Raw genomic sequence first — 21472 nt, 5'->3', positions numbered from 1 at the left:
GAAGGTCTGATTAAGTCCGTGAAGCATACCTCAGCGGCTAAAGCCGCATTGATTTTGCTGCATTTATGTCACGGCTGAAGCCGTGACCTACCGTTCGTGCCACTTAATCAGAGTTTCCCTAGCGAGTAAGCTTACGGGCGCTTTAACGGCTTGTGCATGGGGACCACCTGCACGGTGACGTCACGCACCTCCGAGAGGAACCGGTTGAGCACGGAGCCACGCAGCAGAATATCAAGCCGCGACCGCGCCGACTGGCCGAAGACTACGTGTGTAATGCTCTCCTGCTGCGCGAAGCGGATGAGCGCATTTGAGACGTTTTTGTCGACGAGGCTTACTACTTTTGCGCCGAGGTCGCGCGCCAGGCGCTCGTATTCTTCCAGACGCTGATGCGCCTCCGGATCACCGTGGCCTTTGTCGTCGGTAGGCCGGGAAACGTAGACCGCGTACCAGTTTGTCGATAGCCTGCCTGCGATGCGCGCGCCGACGCGCAGAAGGCGCTCGCCGCCGGGGCGCGGCGTGAGACAGACCATGACCTTCTCTGGGACCGAAGCCTGTTCCCATCCTCGCGAACGTCGAAACTCGGATTCGCGGTTGGATACCTGCTCAGCAGTGGTTCGTAGCGCGAGTTCTCGCAGGAGGTTCAAGTTGCCGATGCGGAAGAAGTTGGCGAGCGACTGTTCTATCTTTTCCGGCGCGTAAATCTTTCCTTGGCGGAGGCGATTGCGCAGTTCGTTTACCGTGACATCGACATTGACGACTTCATCGGCGCGCTTTAAAAAATTGTCCGGCACCGTTTCGCGGATGACTGTATTGGCCGAGCTGTTGACGGCGTCATTCAGCGTTTCAAGATGCTGAATGTTTACGGCGGTCATGACGTTTATGCCCGCGTTCAGCAGATCGAGTACATCTTCATAGCGCTTGCGGTTCCTGCTGCCGGGCACATTGGTGTGCGCCAGTTCATCCACCACCACGGTGTTGGGATGCCGCGCCAGAATGGCATCCACATCCATCTCTTTGAGTTCCACGCCGCGGTAGGGAATGACGTGCTGCGGAATGATTTCGAGATCGCGAATGCGCTCTTCGGTCTCCTTGCGCTTGTGAGTTTCTACGAGGCCAATGACGACATCGATGTCCTGATCCTTGAGTAAATGAGCGTCGTTGAGCATGGTGTAGGTTTTGCCCACGCCGGGTGCGGCGCCAATGTAGATGCGAAGGTTACCCTGTTCAGGCTTGGAGTCGAGCTGGAGTTCGGCCATGAGGACTCAACCCACCTCGACTGGATGACGGACGGCTTCCACCGTGGCCACGGGTAGCGTGAAGCGAAATGTGGTGCCCTGGCCGAGCCGGCTCTCGACGGCAATCTGGCCGCCGAGCGATTCCACGAGCCGGCGCACAAGCGCAAGGCCCATGCCGGTGCCGCTTTCGGAAGAGGCATTGAAGCGGTCGAAGATGGTGGCGAGGCGGTCGGCTTCAATGCCGCGGCCCGCGTCGCGCACGGTGAACTGGACAAAGTTTTTGAGCTCTTCGGCGGCCAGCAGGATTTCGCCCTCCGGGGGCGTAAAGCGAATCGCATTTGCGAGGAGATTGTCGAAGATCGACCGCACGGCGCGACGGTCGGCGCGGATGAAGGAGAGATCGGCGTAGGCCTGAATCTCAATATGAACCTTCTTCTGCGCGGCTTGATCGGCATAGCGGTCGTCGACTTCCTGCAGCAAGGCGATGGGCCGCAGGTTTTCGAGCTTCATTTCGCGTTTGCCGGTGTCGATTTCCGCGACTTCAATCAGGTCGGCCATGAGGTCGTCGAGGATCTGCGCTTCGCGGCTGGCTTCTGTTACCAGGTCGGTCTGCAGAGGAGAGAGATCGCCTGCGAAGCCCTGGCCGATGGCGTAAAGCCCGCGGCGAAGCTGGAGCAGGGGATCACGCAGCTTGCGACTGGCTACGGCGATGAACTGCGTCTTGAAGCGATCGGTGTTTTGCACCGCGGTTACGTCTTCGAGCGTCGTAACAGCACCGAGCAGCCGGCCTTCCGTATCGCGCATAGGCGTGGCGCGCAGCCGGTAGCTGCGGTCATGTTGGCCGATCCGCATGGGCAGCACGGCGGAATCGCCTTCAGCGGCGATGGGCTTCTGCATGGCGACGGCATCGCGAATGGCGGAGAGAATCTTGTCTCCGCCGGGAGTGTTTGTGAGCGCCATGCGGTCTGTGGAGGATGGGCCGAGGAGCTCGGCGGCAGATTGATTGACCTTGAGGAGATGACCCTTGGCGTCTGTGACGATGATGGGCTCGAAGATGGATTGCAGCACGGCATCTGAGAGCTGAAACTCCATTTGACGGCGGCCTGCGTCGGATTCGCGCAGTTCGCGAAGACGTACTGCCAGGCGGTTGATCTCGGCGGCGAGAACTCCGGCGCTGTCGCGCCCGGCCCATGCGGAGCGATGATCGAGATTTCCCTGCGCGATCTTGTGGGCGTCGCTGGCCAGCGTGCGAAGGGGCGCGAGGACCGCAACGATGGTGAGAATGGCCAGCACAATGGCTGCTGCGGGCAGGGCAATGGCGAGCGTGCGATGCCCGGCTGCCGCTATGGCTCCACGCGTTGCCAACGCCAGCCATAGCGTAAGCCCGGCCAGCGCCGCGCAGCCCAGAATCAATCGTTGTGTCAGGCTCAGCATCATCCGCGAATCTCAATCTCTATAGTATGCGGAGCGCCAGCTTGCGGGAGGGGCTTATGGAATGCGGCAGACGCTGAGGCGGTCGTTATGCCAGGGACATGCCATGCCGGGAGCCTGTTGATTGGCCACCAGAACCCAATCGACGCCGAATTTTGTTTTTAACTGTTCGAAGTCTGCGCGGCTGAATTGGTCCCAACCCTGCTCGGCGCGTGTCTGGTCGTACCACCTCTGGCCGAGTTCGGGGACTTTGGTGATAACTGAGGTGTCCTTGATGGCGTCTGCCAGGGCGCTGCGTTCTGCAAGGGCGCGGAAGCTGTGATAATCCTCATCCGGTGCGGCCATGTAATGCGGATCGAGCGCGAAATAGGCGTCTTTGGGAGTGTTCTGGCGAATCCATGCGAAGGCTTGCAGCCAGGGATTTTGCGAGCCTGCCGCGGGCAGTTCGATGTGCTCCGTGCTGGCAAAGAGCTGGCGTTGAGAGAAGTACATTCCTCCGTAGAACAGCGCCACGAATACGGCCCAGCGCCATATCTTGCCGCGAAGTGCATACATGCCAAGGTATGCGCCGCCTACGATTGCCATGAAGACATAGATCAGGTGGAGGAAGCGCATCGGCTCCAGCGCGCGGAAGCTTTCGAAGACTTCTGGGCCCTGTAACACCATGGCGACGGATTGCTGAAATATGCCGTAGATGCAGACCGCAAGCGCAAACAGCGAGAGGTTGTGGCGGCCTTGCCGCTTTGCGACGTAGTAGAGCACTCCGAAGAGGACGATCGGCGCGAGATCGCCAATCCACTCGTACCAGGTCCAGTCGTAAACGCGCAGCCAATGCCGTGTGCTCATGGCCTGGAGCAGGAACTTGCTCGGCGGTGCAAAGGCCCATCCAAAGGGGATGAGGACAAGCGCGGAGGCCGGCGCAGGAGCTTCCATTGGCCTTGATTCGTAGCGGGTGAGCCATGCGCGCATACGCGCCCGGAAGGGCCGATGCAGCACCAGGCCAAGAATGCAGTTGAAGGAGATTCCCAGCGCACCCATTAACGGATGCATAACAAACGCAACCGCCAACAGCGGAAGGGCCTGCCAGCGTTTTCCACGGAGAATCCGTTCCACGGCAAGGAGAACCAGCGCCGTTGCCGGATTTCGCGGGTGCAGGTACTGATCGGCGATAAACAGAGCTGTGCCGGCAACAGGCAGCGTGAGCATGGCGCCCAGCATGGCAATTCCACCCCAGCGCGCCGAGGTCTCTTCAAACAGCAGGCAGAGGATTCTCCACGCCGCAAGCACGATTAGAAAGATTGCAAGTGCATGAACAAGCAGCTCCGCCCACGCCACGGGAAGCCCTGTGACCCGTACCAGGTCCGCCATCCAGACATCGAAGAAGCTGGTCCGCATCTGCAGTTGGAAGAAGGCCGCATCATGCGGATAGAGTGCGGGATTGAGGTGCGCTTTTACGGCAGGCAGGTAGACGGCATCATCCTCTGCGCCGGGGTGATACCCCATGGCTAGAAATCCAAGAAAGGAAAACAGGAGGACCGGCAGGATGGAGGCGTGGTTGAGAAACCGGCGCAATCAGAGGCTCCGTTCGGAAGAGTTTAAGGCGGTACGTTTTATAGCCGCCGCAGTGTAAAAGTTAAGGTCACCCACATTAGACGAATTATGCGTCGCAAAGCCTGCATAATTAAAGAAAATTCTACTGATTCATCATGGATTTACCGTCTGAAACCTCAAAAACGTACATCGTATGGTCCAGAACTGCTTTGAGCGGGTAATTCAGTAGCCACCGGTATGCCTCATGATTGGCCAGTAATTGTCCGGAAAGCTGCGTCGCGCTCACAATGACCGTGCCTGTTGGACGGTCCTGCTCGCCTAACCGCTCATACCTGATTCCCATCCACGCAGGATCCACTTCTCCTACATACGCCAGGTGAATGGTTTCCTGAGGATGGGCCGCCTGGTACTCCCGCAGCGCGTAGAGTCCCTGGCCCCAGTCTGTATTGCTATCGCTCAGCAGCGTCCATGTGCGGTTCGGGCTGACAAATGGGGTAAAGTACGCCAGATCGTTCGGCGCGTAACGCATTGTGTCCGCTGATTGCGCAAGAAACAGCAGGGGCAGCAAGACGTATCCCCATCGCCGCTTAGCCAGCCACGCGCCGGCTGCTGCGGCATACAACAAGAGAAATGGGTACAAAGGTAGCACATGCCGCACTCCTATGTTGATATGCGAGATGAGTGCAAAGGCCACGTAGACAGCAGGGAAGACCGTTAGCAGCAGCAGTTCTCGATCAGAGGCTTCTTCGTTCAAGGCGCTGGGTTGCCGCGCAAGTTGGCGCAATGCTATGGTCACAACTCCCAGGATTCCGGCAAGCAGCACAATCGGCGGCCATTTGAGCAGCACGGCCACAGGAAAGTACGTACGGAAGCCGTCCGCGCTGTATTGGCCGAGCAGAAAGCTCCTGTGTCCTTCCGCGTTGTGTACTACCACCTGCCCCAGTCCGGTAAACCACTCGCAGGCCGGCCAGAAGATGGTGATTGGCGTCTGTAGTGTCGGCATGTCGTATTGCAGCAGCTTTGTGTAGCCGGCAAAGTGAATGGTCACCATCTGGTTGGCAAAGGTGACTTGGGAGACGTGAAAGAAGTATCCGGCCCACACAACGAGGAAAGCTGTCAGGAACACGGCTCCGGCGCGCTTCCACTGCCAACCGTGCAGCCAGCCTTTGCTGCCTGGCGACTTGCGAAACAGCACGAGGGCCAGTACGAGCGCAATCATGGGCGGGCAGTTGAACTTGGAGAGCATCATGACGCCCATGGCACAGCCCAACAGCGCTGCCTGGCCCCATGTGGGATTGCGGCGGTAGCGAACAAACTGCAGCGCTGTGAGGAAGATGGATAGCGTTGCAGGCCCATCCATCGTATCCAAAGAGAAATGCGCGATAAGCTCCGGCGAAACTGCTGCCAGACCCAGAGCAAAAAGCCCTGCTGTGTCTTCAAAGAGCCTTCGTGCGGTTGTCCAAATAAGCAACAGCAGAATCACGCCCAGCAGCGTGTTCACCCATCGCGAGCGGTTGAGCCATACCTCCGCAGCGGGCTTGTCCAGGCGTACCTGATCGTCGGCGATGTGGTACTGCCAGTTCGTTCCCACGAGCGGCAGTGCAAACAGCATCCGGGGAAGCGGCGGCTGGTCGTGCCAGTGTTTGAACTCGCCGAACTTCCAGGCTTCGAGACCGGCTACGAGGTGCTCCGGCTCATCGTTTGTGAAAGATTGCGTGCGGATGAAGAATGCGCACTGTGCTACATAGACCAGCAGCAGCGCAGCCACCGGCAGCCACTTAAGCACAAAGCTGTTTGAGGCAGTGCGATGGTTTGAAAGCTGGGATTTGGCCGTCGTGCTGTAAGTAGACATTCTTAAATACCCGGCAACTGCGAGCAATCGCCGTTCGGCCAGAGGATACTCCAATTATACGGAGCGAAGGTGATGAGGACCCTTATGCGCGTTTAGAGGGCCGGCAGCAGCATTCGCAGCAACAGGAAGCCCGCCACGCCGAGAAAGAAGACCAGCGCCATGCGTATTCCTGGCTCGCGGTTTACTTCAGGAACCAGGTCGCTTGCGCCCACATACAGCGCAACGCCTGCGGAGATGGGCAGGCCGTATGGCAGCCAGCTTGGCACAAGCTGTATGACCAGCACTCCGATAAGCGTGGCCACGGCCAGCCCGACAGCGGAATAAAAGGCAGCGGCACGGCTACGGCCGCTGGCCATCATGATGGAGGCCATGGTGAAGCCCTCCGGCATTTTATGCAGCAGAATGGCCAGAAAGATGAGCCAGCCGAGCGCGCTGCTGACCACAAAGCCTGAGCCGATGGCTACGCCATCGAAAAGTGCATGTACGCTGAGGCCGCCCAGCACGGAGTAGCTGGTGTGGCGGGAGACGAACTCATGATGGTGCGTCTCTTCGCCATAATGAAAGTGCGCGTTAATGGTGTGTTCCAGCAGATGCATGAGGCAGTAGCCCGCCATGATGAGCACCGGACCAAGCTGCGGGCGTAGCTTGATGCTCTCCGGCGCCATTTCAAGAACTGCGGTAGCCATGAGGAAACCTGCACCGAGCGCGACAAAGTAGCGCAGATAGCGCTCTATGCCGCGCGCGCGGACGAGCACCAGCCCGCCGGCCACATCAGCCAGCGCGGCGAGCACCCCGAGCAGAATGGATAAGCGAATCATTTTGTCAGCCGCTGTGCCGGATGTGCATCACGTCGCCATCCTGCACAATGTATTCCTTGCCTTCCAGGCGCAGAGTGCCGCGCGAGCGGGCATTGGCTTCGGAGCCTGCATCGAGCAGCGCGTCCCAGCGGATGGTTTCCGCGCGGATGAAGTGGTGTTCGAGATCGGAGTGGATGGCGCCTGCTCCCTGCGGGGCCTTGGAGCCTGCGGGAATGGTCCATGCGCGGCATTCATCCTCACCGGCGGTGAAGAAGCTGATGAGGCCGAGCAGCTCGTAGCTCTTGCGAATGAGGCGCGTGAGGCCGCTGTCCTTCAAACCGTAGCTGGAAAGAAAATCCGCGGCTTCGGCGTCATCCATCTCGGCCAGTTCGGCTTCTACCTTGCCGCAGATCGCGGTTGCTCCAGCGTTCGGGCGGCTGGATACTTCTTCCAGCTTGTATTTGGCTACGGCTGCTTCAAGATCATCTCCGAGCGAGGTGCTCTCGCCGATGTTAAGCGCGTAGAGGATTGGTTTCTGCGAAAGAAACATGAAGCCCTTGATGAGCTTCTTCTCGTCGGCGGACATCTCAAGCTCGCGCAGAGGCTGCTCCTGCTCGAGTGCTTCCTTTGAGCGGATGAGAAGAGCCTGTTCGCGTTCGAGCTCGCCGGTACGGCCTTTCTTGAGATCTTTTTCGACGCGCTCAAGACGCTTTTCGATCTGGGTGAGATCGCTGACCATGAGGTCGAATTCGACATTCTTGATGTCGCGCAGCGGGTCGATGGCGCCAACGTGCGGGATGGAGTCGTCCTCAAAGGCGCGCAGCACGTGGATGAGAGCGTCGTTGTTGCGGAGACTGGTAAGGAAATTGGTCTCCTTGAGCGCTTCCTGGCCGATGGCTGCGACGTCCACGTAATCAACCGTAGCGTAGGTGGTCTTCTTGGGCGAGTAGAGCGCGGAGAGCTTGTCGAGCCGCTCGTCCGGCACGCGGGCCACGCCAATGTGGGCCTCGCGCGAGTAGCCGCGGTCTTCCACCTTGGCCTTGGTAAGGATTTTGAACAACGATGTCTTGCCCACCTGCGGCAGGCCGATAATGCCAGTCTTCATGCACTTCCCGTAGTGGCCCTGCGAGGATGATGGAGCTATAAGGGCCTCTACGATTTTAGCCGATGAGAAAGCCGCGCAACTCTCAGGCGCGCACGCTTTCAGCCCGTGCTACGAAGACGACCGTGGCGATGCCGAAGAGCAGGACGATTTCTTCGACGTACGTGCTGCGGCGATGCAGCTTGTTGAAGTGGATTGTCTGTGGGCTGTTTGTGTCCGTGGTGTCGATGGCGCCGCCTGCTGCGATGCGGTCGCGCTCCATGGAGGGGATGATGCCGAATTGCGAGTACGCTGTGGCTCCGATCATCAGCAATAGCAGCACCATGGGGACCAGAACCGAGCGCGGCTTGTAGATTCTCCATGTGGGCGCAATGGCAAGTAGTAGCAGAGCTACCAGGCCGGCGATGAGGCCCATCCAGTGCAGCGTGCGCAGCAACTGGCCGACGATGGAGCCCGCTACATGGGTGTCAGGCGCGAGGGTGGTGAATGTGACCGCGGCAATGACCGGAAAGAAAACCTCTGCGCCGAGCCAGACGATGAGCGCGAGGAAAAGCAGCGTACGAAGCAATGTTTTCATCAGGGAAAATATACTTTATCGGGCGTCATCGCACACGCAAAACGATGATTGTTTCGTCATCGAAGCGGTCATGGCCGCCCTGAAAGTGCGTTACATCGGACATAATTGCTTCGGCAATTGCGGCTGCGGAACGCTTACGATTGGCGCACAGCATGGACGAGAGGCGCTCATCGCCGTACATTTCGCCCTGTGAATTTTCGGCGTCCGTGATGCCGTCCGAGGCAAAGAGAAGCGCGTCGCCGGGCTGCGTGGCGAGCGTGAATTCCTCGTACGAGACGTCAGGGAACATGCCGAGGGGAAAGCCCTCTGCGCGTACAACCGTTGATTTGCCGCCGCGGCAGAAGATGGGCTGCACTGCGCCGGAGTTAGCTACCTGGAGGGTGCGGTTTTCGTCGTTCCATAACGCGAAGAGCATGACGACGTACTGCGAATCGAGCTTGCGGACCTGCAGGGCATCGTTGAGGATGGCGAGCATGCGCGCGGGGTCTGGATGCAGCGTGGACTCCGAGCGCATGATGCCGCTCACGAGTGCGGAAAACAGCGCTGCCGGCGCGGCCTTGCCGCTGACATCGCCGAGCACGATGGCGCTCTGGTTAGGGCCGTAGTCGAGGAAGTCGTAGAGGTCGCCGCCGATGGATCGTGCCGGTAAAAAGCGTACTGCCAACTCCGCGTTCGTGTGCGTGGGAGGCGCGGAGGGCAGCAGGCGAAGCTGTACCTCACGGGCCATGGCGATGTCTCGTTCGAGTTGCTGCTCCTGTCGGCGGACTGCCTGATAGAGCCGCGCGTTTTCAATGGCGATGGCGATTTGGGCTGCGAGGGTGGTCAGCACGCGCTCGTGCTCTTCGTTGAAAAAGCCGGTGCGCGTGTGCTCCAGATCGAGGACGCCAATGATGCGTCCCTTGTGGAAGAGCGGGACGATCATCTCCGAGCGCGTCTCGGAATTCATTTCGACGTAGCGCGGATCCTTGCGAACATCCGGCACATTCACCACTCGCCATTCGCGCACGGATGCACCGACGAGGCCGCTGGTGATGGGGATGCGCCGCTTCGGGGCGTGCGAATAACCGAAGCGCCATGCATAGCGCGTGATGAGCGTTTCGCCCGTGTCATCGAGCAGCATGATGGTGAACATCTGATAGTCGATGAGGCGCCGCAGCAACTGGCCGATGCGCTCAAAGAGTGGGTCAATATCCAAGATCGAGGTTAGCTCCGCAGCAATTTCGTTCAGCACGGTAAGCTGCTGCGCCTGCCGCGAGGCCCGCGTGTAGAGGCGGGCGTTTTCGATGGCCTGAGCGATGCGCGAGGCGGTCAGCGTGAGCAGGTGAAGGTGTTCATCGCGGAAGTAATTCAGCTGCTCGCTTTCGATGTCCATCACGCCGATCAGCTGGTTCTTCGCAATCAGCGGAACGGCAAGCTCTGAGCGCACCTCAGGATTTGCGCTGACGTAGAAGGGCGCCTTGGTTATATCGTTCAGCAGGATCGGCTTGCGCGTGAGCGCCACCTGGCCGGCAACGCCTTTGCCGAGCGGCAGCTTCATCCGCTCCACTTCCGGTGTGTGGCCGATCTGGAAGCGCATGCGCAGGTCCTGCGTGCGGTCATTGAGCAGCAGGATGGCGAATATCTTGTAGGGAATGATCGCCCGCACCATCTCGGCTGTGCGATTCATGAGCGTCTGCAGATCGAGCGTCGTGTTGAGCGTATCCGCCATCTGCACCAGATAGGCGAGATCCGCCGTTTCGACGCGGATATTGGCCGAGTCAAGGCGTGAGGGCTCGGCGGGACGGTAGTCACCTTCAAACTCGTGAATTGGCGGCAATAGCTCGGGAGGTTCGGGCATCAGTATCGAAGCGAATAATACCTGATTACTCGCCAGTTAGCTCACCTAACTCCCGAATGATGGCTACGCTGGCCGAAGCGCCGATGCGGTTGGCGCCGGCTTCGAGCATTGCCCGCGCGTCGGCCAGCGTGCGGATTCCGCCCGATGCCTTTACGCCGCAGCGCGCACCGGCAACGCCGCGCAGCAGCGCTACGTCCGCGGCTGTCGCGCCGCCGGTGGAGAAGCCGGTGGAGGTCTTCAGAAAATCCGCTCCAGCCTGGATGGCGATCTCAGCCGCGCGCAGCTTTTCTTCCACCGTGAGCAGGCAGGTCTCCAGAATCACCTTGAGAATTGCGCCATGATGGTGGGTGACGGATGCGACGGAACGGATGGTGTGCTCAACGGCCTGGTGGTTGCCGCTTTTGAGTTGGCCGATGGGTAGGACCATGTCGATTTCTTTTGCGCCAAGCCGGGCGAGCGTTGCCACTTCATGGCGGAGCGTGGAAACAAGCGAGGCTCCGAGTGGAAAGCCGACCACCACGCCTACGGGAACTCCCGTTCCGGCGAGAACGGAGACAGCTGTGCATGCCCACACAGGGCTCATCATGGCGCAGGCAAACTTATATTCGGCGGCCTCATTGCAGAGCTCTTCCACTTGTTCGCGAGTGGCCTCTGGTTTCAACAGGGTATGGTCGATTACAGCAGCGAGTGAATAGGCATTGGCCAGCGCCTGCGCGGTAAATCCGGCGGCGTCAAAGTCACCATTATCAAACTCAAGATCGGTTGAGATGGAGGCACCTGCTGCCATAAGAATGCTCCTTTCGTCCGCTGCGCGGCCCGGATTGCTCACTCCGGAGTTTGAGTATAAAACCCTGATGACTCTTGCAACAAATCCCGAAAAAGTTGCACCGGAATTGCACTTTCACACAGCGTTAGATGAAGTTTGCCGGTCAGGAGGTTACTTCTTCAATGTCCATCCGCTCGATCAATCCAGCGCGCAACCGGTAGATGTGCCGCACTTGCATGTCTGCGAGAAGTTTGCCTTCGCGATCATGCACTATCTGATGCACCTCTACGGCAAACCGGCCATCCTCCAGCCTGTGAATCTCTAACGGTTTTACCTTTGGATCGAGGACTGCCCATTGTCGAGTCCAGTAATCGCGCACGCCTTCATGTCCATGGACGTAGCCGCCTTCCCAGCCGTTCGGCCACTCTATATCCCCTGTCATGAGAGCCAGCACGGAATCGAGATTCCGCGCATTGAAGTTGCGGTATGCGGCTTGCAGGATTTCGATTTCCTTGTCCATTGCGCGCTCTCTCGGTTCGCTGGCTATTCAGGATGTTCCGCCGTCATCAGGCATATATCAGGCAGGTTGCGGTAGCGCTCGGCATAGTCCATGCCGTAGCCGATGACGAAGAGGTTCGGAATTGAAAAGCCAACGTAATCGGCATCGATCTTTTCCATGCGGCGCGCCGGCTTATCGAGCAGCGCGGCGATGCGCAGCGACTTAGGATGATGCTCCTGAAGAATTTTGCGGAGATAGGTGAGCGTGATTCCGGTGTCGAGAATGTCCTCGACGATGAGCACGTTTTTGCCTTCGATCGGATGATCGAGATCCTTGATCAGCTTGACCGCTCCGGAGGAGCGTTGCCCTTTACCGTAGCTGGAGACGGCGATGAAGTCGAAGGTGGTATCGGCCTGCACGGCGCGCGCGAGGTCGGCCAGGAAGACTGCCGCGCCTTTAAGCACGCCGATCATGATGAGCGGCTCGCCATTCAGGTCGCGGGTGATCTCCGCACCGAGCTCTGCTACGCGGTCTGCAATCTGCTGTCGTGAGTAGAGGACTTGCAGTCCCTGCTGCGGGTCTACTGGTTCGGTTGCGGTGGTCATGTTCCCAGTATGAATCGAGAGACGGGGAGCGGCGCAAGTGACGCGTAAAAATCAGGTGTATTGGCGACGACACAGCGTAACTTTGGCAAAGGCCAGGGGTCTATACTGTTGCAGACGATGCTTCCCGAGATTCCTCTTCCGTTCTGGCCCCACGCCATTCCTACTTTTGGCCTGATGCTCTGGCTGGCTGCCGTGATTGGCGGCCTGGTGCTGGAGCGCAGTTTCCGCCGCGCAAAAATCTCCGCGGACGCCATTGGCATGGTGATGATTACCGTGGTGGCCGGCATTATTGGCGCCAAGCTGTGGCATGTGTTGGATACACCTGAGGAGTTTCGCGAGCAGGGCTGGCGCGTGCTGTGGGATACGGCGGGTTTTGCCTGGTTCGGCGGGCTGGTTTTCGGCCTCAGCGCGCTGGTAGGGCAGGGAGTCATCGCCAAAATTGGCGCTCTCAGGACGCTTGACCTGGCGTCGCCTGCCGCGGCGATCGGCTACGGTATCGGACGCATCGGATGTTTCCTCTCCGGCGACGGCTGCTACGGTAAGCCTACGGCGCTGCCGTGGGGCATGAGCTTTCCGCATGGAATTGTACCCACGTACGAGCGCGTGCATCCGACGCCGCTGTATGAGCTGGGCAGTTCATTGCTGATTGGCGCGTGGCTGTGGATGCGCGGAGGAAAGCGGCGGCATACGGGAGCCATCCTGGCCGAATACCTCATCCTTACCGGCTCGGCGCGGTTCCTGGTGGAGTTCCTGCGCAGGAATCCGCATGTGCTGTGGGGTTTGACCAATGCGCAGCTTGCCAGCGCGGGCAGCGTGGTTGCGGGCGTGCTTCTGCTGCTGTTTGTTTCGCGGTGGCGGGCTGAGAAATTTGCGCCGGTGCAGGAGACTGCGGCGGAGCCGACGGCGTAGAGCCTTAGTCCCAGGGATTGATGAGTGGGACGCCGCAATGCTCAAAGTCCCTGACATTGCGTGTCACAAGCTGTGCGCTATGCGCGAGTGCTATCGCCGCAATTTGTGCATCCGTTTCTGAGATTGGCCTTCCCATTCGCTGCCTGTGAGCGCGGATTTTTCCGTAATTCCGTGCCGCCTCCAAATTGAATGGAAGGATCTGCTGGCGAAAATCCTCTTGAATCATGCCTTCAAGCGCCTGTGACAACATTCGCTGTTTCCGCCCTGCGGGCATGAGGTCAACGCCAAAAAACAATTCCGCGACCACAATTGAACAGGTCCAAATTTCTGTTGTGGGATTCTCGGCGAAAAACATCTGCACACGATCGTGTGGGCGTTCGCGCAACAGTTCCGAAATTACGTTTGTATCGAGCAGAAACATCAGTCGAAGGAAGGAATCGGTCGTGAAGAGCTTTTGCGCGGAGGAATTTGAAGCTCCACGTCGCCAAACCTGGCGAATCGCCGGCGAATTGCGATCGCAAGATTTTCCTGACGCGGCGAAGGCTGATCATTTACCAGCGTCGTGAGCACATCCCGTGCTTCAGCCTCCATGGAACGGCCGTGCAGCGCAGCGCGAACCTGCAGCTTACGCTTGACCGTTTCATCGAGATTGCGAATCGTGATCGTTGCCATGAGTTTATGATACCAGTAAAATGACAGCGATGCTAGCAATGCTGTCGCCGGAAACAATCCGGCGCGTGGTCATTGACCATGCCGACGGCCTGCATCCAGGCGTAGGTGATTGTCGGTCCAACGAATTTAAAGCCACGCTTCTTGAGTGCCTTTGAAATCTGCTCCGATAGCGGCGTCTGAGCAGGTATGGGGCCGGTGTTCTGGATCGGCTTGCCGTCTACAAAGTTCCATGCAAACTTTGAGAAATCGTCGCCAGCGGCCTGCATTTCGAGATAGATTCGCGCGCCGGCGATGGTGGCCTCAATCTTGGCGCGGGAGCGGACGATGCCGGGATCGGCGAGAAGACGTGTAATGTCTTCCTCGGTGAAGCGGGCGACCTTTTCAGGATCGAAATTCTTGAATGCTATGCGGAAGGTTTCGCGCTTGCGGAGAATGATGATCCACGCGAGGCCGGCCTGAAAGCCTTCCAGCATGAGCATTTCCCAGAGAGCGCGGCTGTCGTAGTTCGGCACGCCCCATTCCTCGTCGTGATATTGGCAGTAGAGCGGGTCGGAGCCAGCCCAGGAACAGCGGATTTTTTCTTTCTGAGACATTTCGGGGTCTCCTCTGCGTTGTCGTTTAAAGCCGTTTCAGAAACGCCAGCGCTTCCTTGAGCTGCGGAAACTTACCTTCGTCCGCTTTAAAGGCGGCGGAATGGACGCAGCGGCGCGTTCCCTTCATTTTGACTGGGTGTACCAGGTGCAGCATCTCGTGGTAGAGCAGGTATTCGATGGCGTAGCGCGGGCTTGAGGGGCGGTCAAAGACGCGGCTGACGACGATGGTTCGTAGTGGCCGAGTAAGCGTTTGGCCAGGGCTTCACTCCAGGTGAGCTGCGGACGACCCATCAGTCCGTTAAAGAATCGCCCGTTGAGCGACTCGAAGACCTCTTCGAGGTTGTAATAGCGGCCCTGTGGGCCAAGATAGCGTTTGTTTCCTCGGCGGCTGCGCGTGAGCTCTGTTTGCCGCATGACTGCGGCGGAAGTGGCGAAGCGCTTGTAGCGATGGTTCTGCGCCGGGTCAATGGGCTTTTTGTAGAGCTTGGCCAGCAGGATGTGCGCGATGGCGCGCAGGACAGGCTCCGGCGCGCCTTCGAGCAGGTCGGAGAGGCTGACGTGAATCTGATCTGCGCGGAGGCGGATGGTGGTGTTGAGTGAGACGAACTTGCGAAAGCGGATGGTAAAAGGAGGCATAGGCGCACGCGGACGCAGAGCTCTGTATTCCTCCTGAAAAATGGGTATGAGTTCGGAAGCCACCAAGGTGAGCCTAGCAGAAACGGCGATTTTTAGTGCGGCGTGAGGCTTGCCCGCGGATGGACGCAGGCCGGGCGCCATGAGCGGAGGTTGCAGCTACTCAGGGTTTTGTTTCGGTTCGGCGCGCTGCTGGTTTTTCTCATCCTTGTGGGTAAGGAAGTAGGTGTTTTGCTCGCTCTGCAGGCGGCTGGACTGGTCGGCAAGGTCTTCTCCGCTTTCGATGGCTTCTTTGCGGGCGACGTCAAAGGCCGGTTCGCCGGGCAGCGACTTGAGGATGGTGACCCATTTAGGGCAATCCTCATTCAGCACCTTGAGGGCTTCTCGCAGATCGGCTTTGCGGTCGCCGTACTGATCGAGATTGGAACCGAGCTCGTCCATGAGAGCGGTGAAGTCCTGCAACTCGTCGTCGATGCGTTTGAGGCGATCACGGGATTTGCCGCGATTGATGAGGCCCTTAATGGTGTCGGCGTGTTCGTTGGCGTATTTGGTGTAGAGCGCGATGCGGAGGTTGGGGTCGATGCCAGCCTCGCGAATGGCCTCAATCTGGGTTTCGGTAAGGGGCTCGCGTTTTTCTTTCTGGGCGAGCGTGGGGATTGAGACAAGGGCGAGTAGAACGATAGCGAGAGAGCGCATGGACGTTTGCTCCGATGCGGACATTATGACAAAGACAAGGACCAAGGGGCCAGGGACATAGGGATTAGAAATGCAAAGGCCGCGTTTTAGCACGGCCTTTGCATCGCTGATCTTCGACCATTCATCTTTATTTTTTAAAGACGGCGAGCATGGTTTCGGTCTGGGCTGCATTGAGCTGGACGAGGGTTTCGGCCATGAGGGGCCGGTCATCGGTGCCGGCGGAGTGGATGAGCTCATTGAGGCGGAAGGCGGTATGGCGGAGGAGAATCTGCGCGTCCTTGAGCTTCTTGTCGTCGTTGGTGAGGGCGGTATGAAGCTTATGGGTGATCTCCTGCGCGCGCTTGAGGAGGCTTGATGACTGCTCAAACTCTCCAATGGCGTATTGGTGGGCGCTGAACTCGACCATTTCATGCACGAGCTGAGCGTAGAGGAAGCATTGTTCGCGCGGGGAGGCTTGCGCGGCGCGGGTCTCAAGCGCTGCAATGCTTTGCAGATCGATGGGCTTGTCGTCCAGTGAAGAGGCGAGAGCCGGGAGCGAGCAGCAAGTCAGAGTTAAAGCGAGAACAACCGGAAAGGCACGCATAACAACCTCCGCGCTGACGACCGTAGCATGAATCAGTTGCATCTTCCGAGCGCCGGGAAGGCGAATGTTCGGAAAGGCATCCTTGGGCCGGAACTATAGGCCTTTTTTAAGGTGTGCGCAATAGGCTGCGAAAAGAATGACAATTCAGTGATAACCGGCAATGCCGCCACGGTTTCCATCATCGTGCGCCTGTTATTTCTTGTCGAGCGCAATCAGCCGTTGGCGGGCTTGCCATTCCTGATCCGGGAATTTTCCTTGCGCCATATCCAGAAAGTGGTGGTAATAGGCGGCTGCGTTAGCCCGGCTGTGCAATGCATCGTAGGATATGGCCCAGAGGAAATAGGTTGACGCGGATTCCGGAAGAAATTGCGAGCGTATGGTAAGCGCGTGGATGGCCTCAGAGGGACGATTGGTTTTGGAGGCTGCAAAGGCGAGGCCGCTCCACGCGTCAGGGTTTGCGGGCGCCACGTCTGCGGCCTGTTTAAAGACTTGGTACGCCTCAGCGAAATGCATGAGGCGGATAAGGTTCTGGCCGTGGCTGATGAGCAGCTCAGGGTCGCGCGGGTTGGCGACCAGGAGTGCGGTGTAGATCTGGTCAGAGCCTGCGGTGTCACCGGCTTCGGCGCGAACCTCGGCGAGCATACGGGTAATGGCGGTGTCAGCGGGATGGTCTGTGTGAAGCTTTTCAAGAACCGGGAGAGCTTCCCCTTTATCCTGCGCAGCGAGGACGAGAGCGAGTTGCGCGGTAAGCGCGGGATCGTTGGGAGTGGACTCGAGCGCGGAGCGGATCAGGGTCTCCGCTTCCGGATAGTTCTTCTTGGCGATGAGGACGTGTGCGAGGCCGGCTGCGACGGCGCTGGATTTGGGATCTTTTGCGAGAAGGCTACGGTAGGCTTTCTCCGCTGCGTCCCACTCACCGGCTGAGCTGGCGAGTTCGGCGGCGAGGAGTGTGTCTTCCGGTGTTTCAGAAGTCAGTTTCAATGCTTCGATGAGGTCGTTCGATGCGGCGGAGGGATCGGCTTCGCGATCGACCTGCGCGAGGGCGCGCCAGGCGCGGGCGCGAAATGCATTGCCGTTTGCTCCGGCATCGAGCTGCGTGGAGACCTGGAGTTCTGTGCGCGCTTCGTCGAGCTTGTTCTGGCGCGCCAGTAAGAGACCTAGTGAGAGATGCGCTTCAAGCAGCGAGTTATCTGCGGCGATGGCGCGGCGATAGAAGGTGGCGGCATCGTCTGCGTGGTTTAGCGCGTCTGCGGCGTAACCGGCATCGAAGAGTGCGCGTGCATCTGAAGGATTGGCGGAGAGATAGGTGTTGAGCTTGTCGCTTGCGGCCTTCCAGTTGGATTGCGCGAGAAGAGCTTCAACTTCCTGAAGCTGTGGCGATAGAGCATCCGATTGAGCTGGGGCGGGCGCGATCTGTTGCTGAGCCAGGACAGAGATTGGGAGCGCAGTGAATGCAAAAAAACAAGCAAACAGGGAGACAGAACGAAACACGAAATACCTCAGCTACCAGTTTAAAGGTTTGAAGCTGTACGAAAGTTGGACGTGGCGGAAGAACGTGCGGCTGTTTTGACGATATGACCCACTACAAAAAGATAATCAATAGATGGTTACCGGCATGAAACGAATGAGGCGCAAACCGCACTATCAATAGTAGTTGCGCGAAATGTCGCGGAAGTGTACACGATGAGGCCCCGAAGAATCAAGCAACTAGGGCTATGCGTGGAGCATCCAAATGCTATTAGGCAGCCATTCTGGGGTGTACGATTTGCGGCTGCTTTCCATCCTTTGTTTAACCAGCCAAGCCTTAGGTGAGCCGATGCTTTCACTCATTCTGAACAAAAGACAAGACGAACACGACGCGATTCCCTGTACGGAGCCCGCACATTTCCTTCTGACTTCTGCCTATCTCTGCCCGGACTGCAATAGCGTGGGGAACAGCGCTATGCAATGTCCTGCGTGCGCTTCGACGGTGCTGCTGAACTTGTCAACCGTACTCGACCGCAAGGTGGAGACGGTTGTGGAAGAGATCGAGCGCGAGTACGAGTACGAATTTGTTCCGGCTTCGACCAGAATGCGCCAACTGCAAGAAGTGGCCGCGTAAAGTCAACGCGTTGCGCTCGCCAGAGGCCGCGCAAGCATGCGCCAGCATTCCGTTGGCGCATTGCTATTTTCGGCGTTCGTATAATAAGAATGGGCAGCTACATGCTTAACCGCGTAAGTGTGACAGTGTGAGCGCGCCGACTTTCTGATCTGCCGGTGCTTTTTCGTTGACCAATCCAAATGAAGCGATCGTGATCCGCGGCGCGCGGACGCATAATCTAAAGAACATTTCCTGCGATATACCGCATGGCAAGCTGACGGTGGTGAGCGGCGTGTCGGGCTCGGGAAAGTCGTCGCTGGCCTTCGACACGATCTATGCCGAGGGGCAGCGGCGGTACGTCGAATCCTTGTCGGCGTATGCGCGTCAGTTTCTGGAGCGCATTGAAAAGCCCGACGTGGATGAGATTGACGGACTTGCACCGGCGATTGCGATCAAACAGAAAAATACGACACGTAATCCACGGTCTACTGTTGCGACGGCGACGGAGATTTATGACTATCTGCGGCTGCTGTATGCGCGCTGCGGGACTGTCCATTGCGTACATTGCGATGGGCTGGTGCGGCGCGACAACGTGGATGAGATTGCCGATGCAGTGATGGCGCTGGGTGAGGGAACTCGGCTGCACGCGCTGTTTCCCGTGAAGACAATTTCAATTGAGAATGCAGTTGAAAAGCCGGTGAAGAAGACTCGCGCAAGCGCGAAGACAGCAGCGAAGACTTCGGATACAGAGGGGCTTTTGACGGAAGCGCTGAAGGCGCGGCTGACGGAGCTGCGCGGAGGAGGCTTTGGCCGGCTGTATCAGCAGGGACGCATCTTTGAGTTTTCAACTCCGGAGAGTTTGCTGGAGATTGACTTTACGCTGCCGGTGTTTGTGCTGGTGGATCGCATCGTAGTGGACGACGAGAATCGTGCGCGGATTGTGGATGCCGCGGAGACCGCGTATCGCGAGGCGGAAGAGGTGATCTTCGAGGTGGTTCCGCGTGAAGAGAACGCGGAGCGGAAGCATTACCGCTACTCGTCGGCGTTTGAGTGCGCGGATTGCCACAGGCCGGGACGCGAGCCGGAGCCGAGGCTGTTCAGCTTTAACAATCCCTTTGGCGCATGCCCGCGTTGCCAGGGATTTGGAAATACGGTTGATTTCGATCTGAACCTGATTATTCCGGACAAAACGCTGAGCTTGAGTGATGGCGCGATTGATCCGTGGAACAGGCCGAAGTACAGGCCGCATTTTACCGACCTGAAAAAACAAGCGGCGGTGCTGGGCGTGCCGATGGATGTGCCGTGGCGCGAGATGAGCGATGCGGCGCGCGAGATTATTCTGCATGGCAAGGGAAGCTTTGAGGGCGTGTATGGCTTCTTTCGCCAGATGGAGAAGAAGAAGTACAAACTGCATGTGCGCGTGATGCTGAGCAAGTATCGCGGATATGCGGAGTGCCCGGAGTGCCGAGGACAGCGGCTGCGAGCCGAGGCGCGCGCGGTGCGGCTGAATGGGATGAACATTTGCCAGGCTGCGGCGCTGACGATTGCGAAGGCGAAGGATTTTTTTGCAGGGCTGAAGCTGACGCCGATGCAGGCGGAGATTGCAGGAAGCATTCTGGAAGAAGTGCGGCAGCGGCTGGTGTTTCTGGATGCTGTGGGCCTGGAATATCTGACGCTGGATCGGTTGGCATCCACGCTTTCCGGCGGCGAGGCGCAGAGGATTCAGCTTGCGACTTCGCTTGGCTCGCAACTGGTTGGAGCTTTGTATGTTCTCGACGAGCCTTCAATTGGGCTGCACGCGCGCGATACGGACAGACTGATTTCGATTTTGAAAAAGCTGCGCGACCTGGGCAACACGATTGTGGTGGTGGAGCACGATGCAGATGTGCTGCGATCCGCGGATCATCTGCTGGATCTGGGACCGGGCGCAGGCGAGTTTGGCGGCAAGCTGCTGGCAGAGGGAACGCTGGCGGAGATTGAGGCGAATCCGCAATCGCTCACGGGACGATATTTGTCGGGGCAGATTGCGATTCCAGTGCCGACGCGACGGAGGGAGCCGGGACGCGAGAAGCTGGTGCTGCGCGGTGCGATTGCTAATAATCTGCAGAACGTGGATGTGGAGATTCCGCTGGGGCTGTTGGTTGCAATTACGGGGGTTTCGGGGTCGGGAAAATCAACGCTGGTGCATCATGTGCTGTATCGCGCGATTGCGCGGGCGCTGGGGCAGACGGATTCAGTGGACCCGGCGGGAACCTTCAAGTCACTGACCGGCGTGGAGCGATTGAACGATGTGGTGCTGGTGGATCAGACGCCGATCGGGAGAACGCCGCGGTCGAATCCGGTGACGTACATCAAGGGATTCGATTTGATTCGCGAGCTGTTTGCGTCACAGCCGGAGGCGAAGCGCAAGGGACTGACGCCGGGGCATTTTTCCTTCAATGTGCCGGGCGGGCGATGCAATGTCTGCGAGGGCGATGGCACGGTGACGGTGGAGATGCAGTTTCTTGCCGATGTGGAGTTGCCATGCGAGGAATGTAGAGGAACGCGCTACCAGGCGAAGGTTCTTGAGGTGCAATACAAGGGCAAGAGCATTCATGAAGTGCTGCAGATGACGGTGAAGGAAGCGCTGCGGTTCTTTGTGGGGCAGACGCGGCTGCTCGAAAAGCTTGCGGTGTTGGATGAAGTAGGTTTGGGCTATCTGCGGCTGGGGCAGAGTGCGACGACGCTTTCAGGCGGTGAGGCGCAGAGGGTGAAGCTGGCTTCGCATCTGGCGCAGGCGCGGAACGCGAATGCCAACGCGAAGCCATCGCAGGCAAGCCGCGTGCTATACATTCTGGACGAGCCGACGACGGGGCTACATTTCGATGACGTGTCGAAGCTGCTGACGGCTTTCAAGAAGCTGATTGATGGCGGCGGTTCACTGGTGGTGATTGAACACAATCTGGATGTAATCAAGTCTGCCGATTGGGTGATTGATATGGGCCCGGAAGGCGGCGATGGCGGCGGTCAGGTGGTTGCTGTGGGCACGCCGGAGGAGATTGCGGCGAATCTGCA

At 58.5% G+C, this 21472-nt stretch carries 21 protein-coding genes; 3 read left to right on the top strand and 18 right to left on the bottom strand.

Annotated elements, in window-relative coordinates; translation table 11 throughout:
- Nucleotides 1-131: 131 nt before the first annotated feature.
- From ABSG47_RS16755 to hpt, 11 genes are all read right to left on the bottom strand, one after another.
- Nucleotides 132-1256, bottom strand: coding sequence for a universal stress protein (locus tag ABSG47_RS16755; protein WP_424170846.1), 1125 nt, complete (start codon nt 1254-1256; stop codon nt 132-134).
- 6 nt (nt 1257-1262) lie between these two features.
- Nucleotides 1263-2672 (bottom strand): sensor histidine kinase, encoded by a 1410-nt coding sequence (locus ABSG47_RS16750; protein ID WP_424170845.1) that lies wholly within the window; start codon nt 2670-2672, stop codon nt 1263-1265.
- A 51-nt stretch (nt 2673-2723) separates the two neighbouring features.
- Nucleotides 2724-4238, bottom strand: a complete 1515-nt coding sequence (locus ABSG47_RS16745) for a DUF6798 domain-containing protein (RefSeq protein ID WP_424170844.1) — start codon at nt 4236-4238, stop codon at nt 2724-2726.
- Nucleotides 4239-4359: 121 nt separating this feature from the next.
- Complete coding sequence (locus ABSG47_RS16740) at nt 4360-6069, bottom strand: ArnT family glycosyltransferase (protein ID WP_424170843.1); 1710 nt, start codon at nt 6067-6069, stop codon at nt 4360-4362.
- Between the two features lie 92 nt (nt 6070-6161).
- Complete coding sequence (locus ABSG47_RS16735; RefSeq protein WP_424170842.1) at nt 6162-6887, bottom strand: ZIP family metal transporter; 726 nt, start codon at nt 6885-6887, stop codon at nt 6162-6164.
- Between the two features lie 4 nt (nt 6888-6891).
- Nucleotides 6892-7971, bottom strand: a complete 1080-nt coding sequence (gene ychF / locus ABSG47_RS16730; RefSeq protein WP_424170841.1) for a redox-regulated ATPase YchF — start codon at nt 7969-7971, stop codon at nt 6892-6894.
- Nucleotides 7972-8053: 82 nt separating this feature from the next.
- Nucleotides 8054-8545: a DUF4149 domain-containing protein gene (locus ABSG47_RS16725; protein WP_424170840.1), complete on the bottom strand. Its 492-nt coding sequence runs from the start codon at nt 8543-8545 to the stop codon at nt 8054-8056.
- A gap of 25 nt (nt 8546-8570) precedes the next feature.
- On the bottom strand, nt 8571-10382 hold the full coding sequence (locus ABSG47_RS16720) for a SpoIIE family protein phosphatase (RefSeq protein WP_424170839.1): 1812 nt from the start codon (nt 10380-10382) through the stop codon (nt 8571-8573).
- 25 nt (nt 10383-10407) lie between these two features.
- Complete coding sequence (gene deoC, locus ABSG47_RS16715) at nt 10408-11169, bottom strand: deoxyribose-phosphate aldolase (protein ID WP_424170838.1); 762 nt, start codon at nt 11167-11169, stop codon at nt 10408-10410.
- 142 nt (nt 11170-11311) lie between these two features.
- Nucleotides 11312-11668 carry a nuclear transport factor 2 family protein gene (locus tag ABSG47_RS16710; RefSeq protein ID WP_424170837.1) on the bottom strand — a complete coding sequence of 119 codons (357 nt, stop codon included), beginning with the start codon at nt 11666-11668 and terminating at the stop codon, nt 11312-11314.
- A 23-nt stretch (nt 11669-11691) separates the two neighbouring features.
- Nucleotides 11692-12252: a hypoxanthine phosphoribosyltransferase gene (gene hpt / locus ABSG47_RS16705; protein WP_424170836.1), complete on the bottom strand. Its 561-nt coding sequence runs from the start codon at nt 12250-12252 to the stop codon at nt 11692-11694.
- A gap of 60 nt (nt 12253-12312) precedes the next feature.
- Between hpt and ABSG47_RS16700 the strand changes: the two genes are divergently transcribed.
- Entirely contained in the window at nt 12313-13161 is an 849-nt protein-coding gene (locus tag ABSG47_RS16700; protein WP_424170835.1) for a prolipoprotein diacylglyceryl transferase, read from the top strand.
- 4 nt (nt 13162-13165) lie between these two features.
- On the opposite strand, the gene ABSG47_RS16695 is transcribed toward ABSG47_RS16700, so the two are convergent.
- The 7 genes from ABSG47_RS16695 to ABSG47_RS16665 all read right to left on the bottom strand — a co-directional run bounded on the left by ABSG47_RS16695 (nt 13166) and on the right by ABSG47_RS16665 (nt 17829).
- Nucleotides 13166-13582, bottom strand: coding sequence for a type II toxin-antitoxin system VapC family toxin (locus ABSG47_RS16695; RefSeq protein ID WP_424170834.1), 417 nt, complete (start codon nt 13580-13582; stop codon nt 13166-13168).
- Nucleotides 13582-13833 (bottom strand): FitA-like ribbon-helix-helix domain-containing protein, encoded by a 252-nt coding sequence (locus ABSG47_RS16690; protein ID WP_424170833.1) that lies wholly within the window; start codon nt 13831-13833, stop codon nt 13582-13584. The genes ABSG47_RS16695 and ABSG47_RS16690 overlap by 1 nt, the downstream gene beginning before the upstream one ends.
- A gap of 32 nt (nt 13834-13865) precedes the next feature.
- The gene (locus ABSG47_RS16685; protein ID WP_424170832.1) at nt 13866-14426 is read right to left on the bottom strand and encodes a DNA-3-methyladenine glycosylase I; all 561 of its coding nucleotides are present in this window, start codon (nt 14424-14426) and stop codon (nt 13866-13868) included.
- 123 nt (nt 14427-14549) lie between these two features.
- Nucleotides 14550-15062, bottom strand: a complete 513-nt coding sequence (locus tag ABSG47_RS16680; RefSeq protein WP_424170831.1) for a M48 family peptidase — start codon at nt 15060-15062, stop codon at nt 14550-14552.
- A 156-nt stretch (nt 15063-15218) separates the two neighbouring features.
- Nucleotides 15219-15755: a hypothetical protein gene (locus tag ABSG47_RS16675; RefSeq protein WP_424170830.1), complete on the bottom strand. Its 537-nt coding sequence runs from the start codon at nt 15753-15755 to the stop codon at nt 15219-15221.
- 127 nt (nt 15756-15882) lie between these two features.
- Complete coding sequence (locus ABSG47_RS16670) at nt 15883-16338, bottom strand: hypothetical protein (RefSeq protein WP_424170829.1); 456 nt, start codon at nt 16336-16338, stop codon at nt 15883-15885.
- A 192-nt stretch (nt 16339-16530) separates the two neighbouring features.
- Nucleotides 16531-17829, bottom strand: a complete 1299-nt coding sequence (locus ABSG47_RS16665; protein WP_424170828.1) for a tetratricopeptide repeat protein — start codon at nt 17827-17829, stop codon at nt 16531-16533.
- 451 nt (nt 17830-18280) lie between these two features.
- Between ABSG47_RS16665 and ABSG47_RS16660 the strand changes: the two genes are divergently transcribed.
- Nucleotides 18281-18439, top strand: a complete 159-nt coding sequence (locus tag ABSG47_RS16660) for a hypothetical protein (RefSeq protein ID WP_424170827.1) — start codon at nt 18281-18283, stop codon at nt 18437-18439.
- 190 nt (nt 18440-18629) lie between these two features.
- Nucleotides 18630-21472 (top strand): excinuclease ABC subunit UvrA (uvrA, locus tag ABSG47_RS16655; protein ID WP_424170826.1); only part of this gene is annotated, 2843 nt, incomplete at its 3' end.

It is taken from the genome of Occallatibacter sp., assembly GCF_049510455.1.
In the GTDB taxonomy this organism is placed as follows: domain Bacteria; phylum Acidobacteriota; class Terriglobia; order Terriglobales; family Acidobacteriaceae; genus Telmatobacter.
The sequence above is the reverse complement of the archived record's forward strand: the minus strand, read 5'-3'. Positions and strand labels throughout refer to the sequence as shown.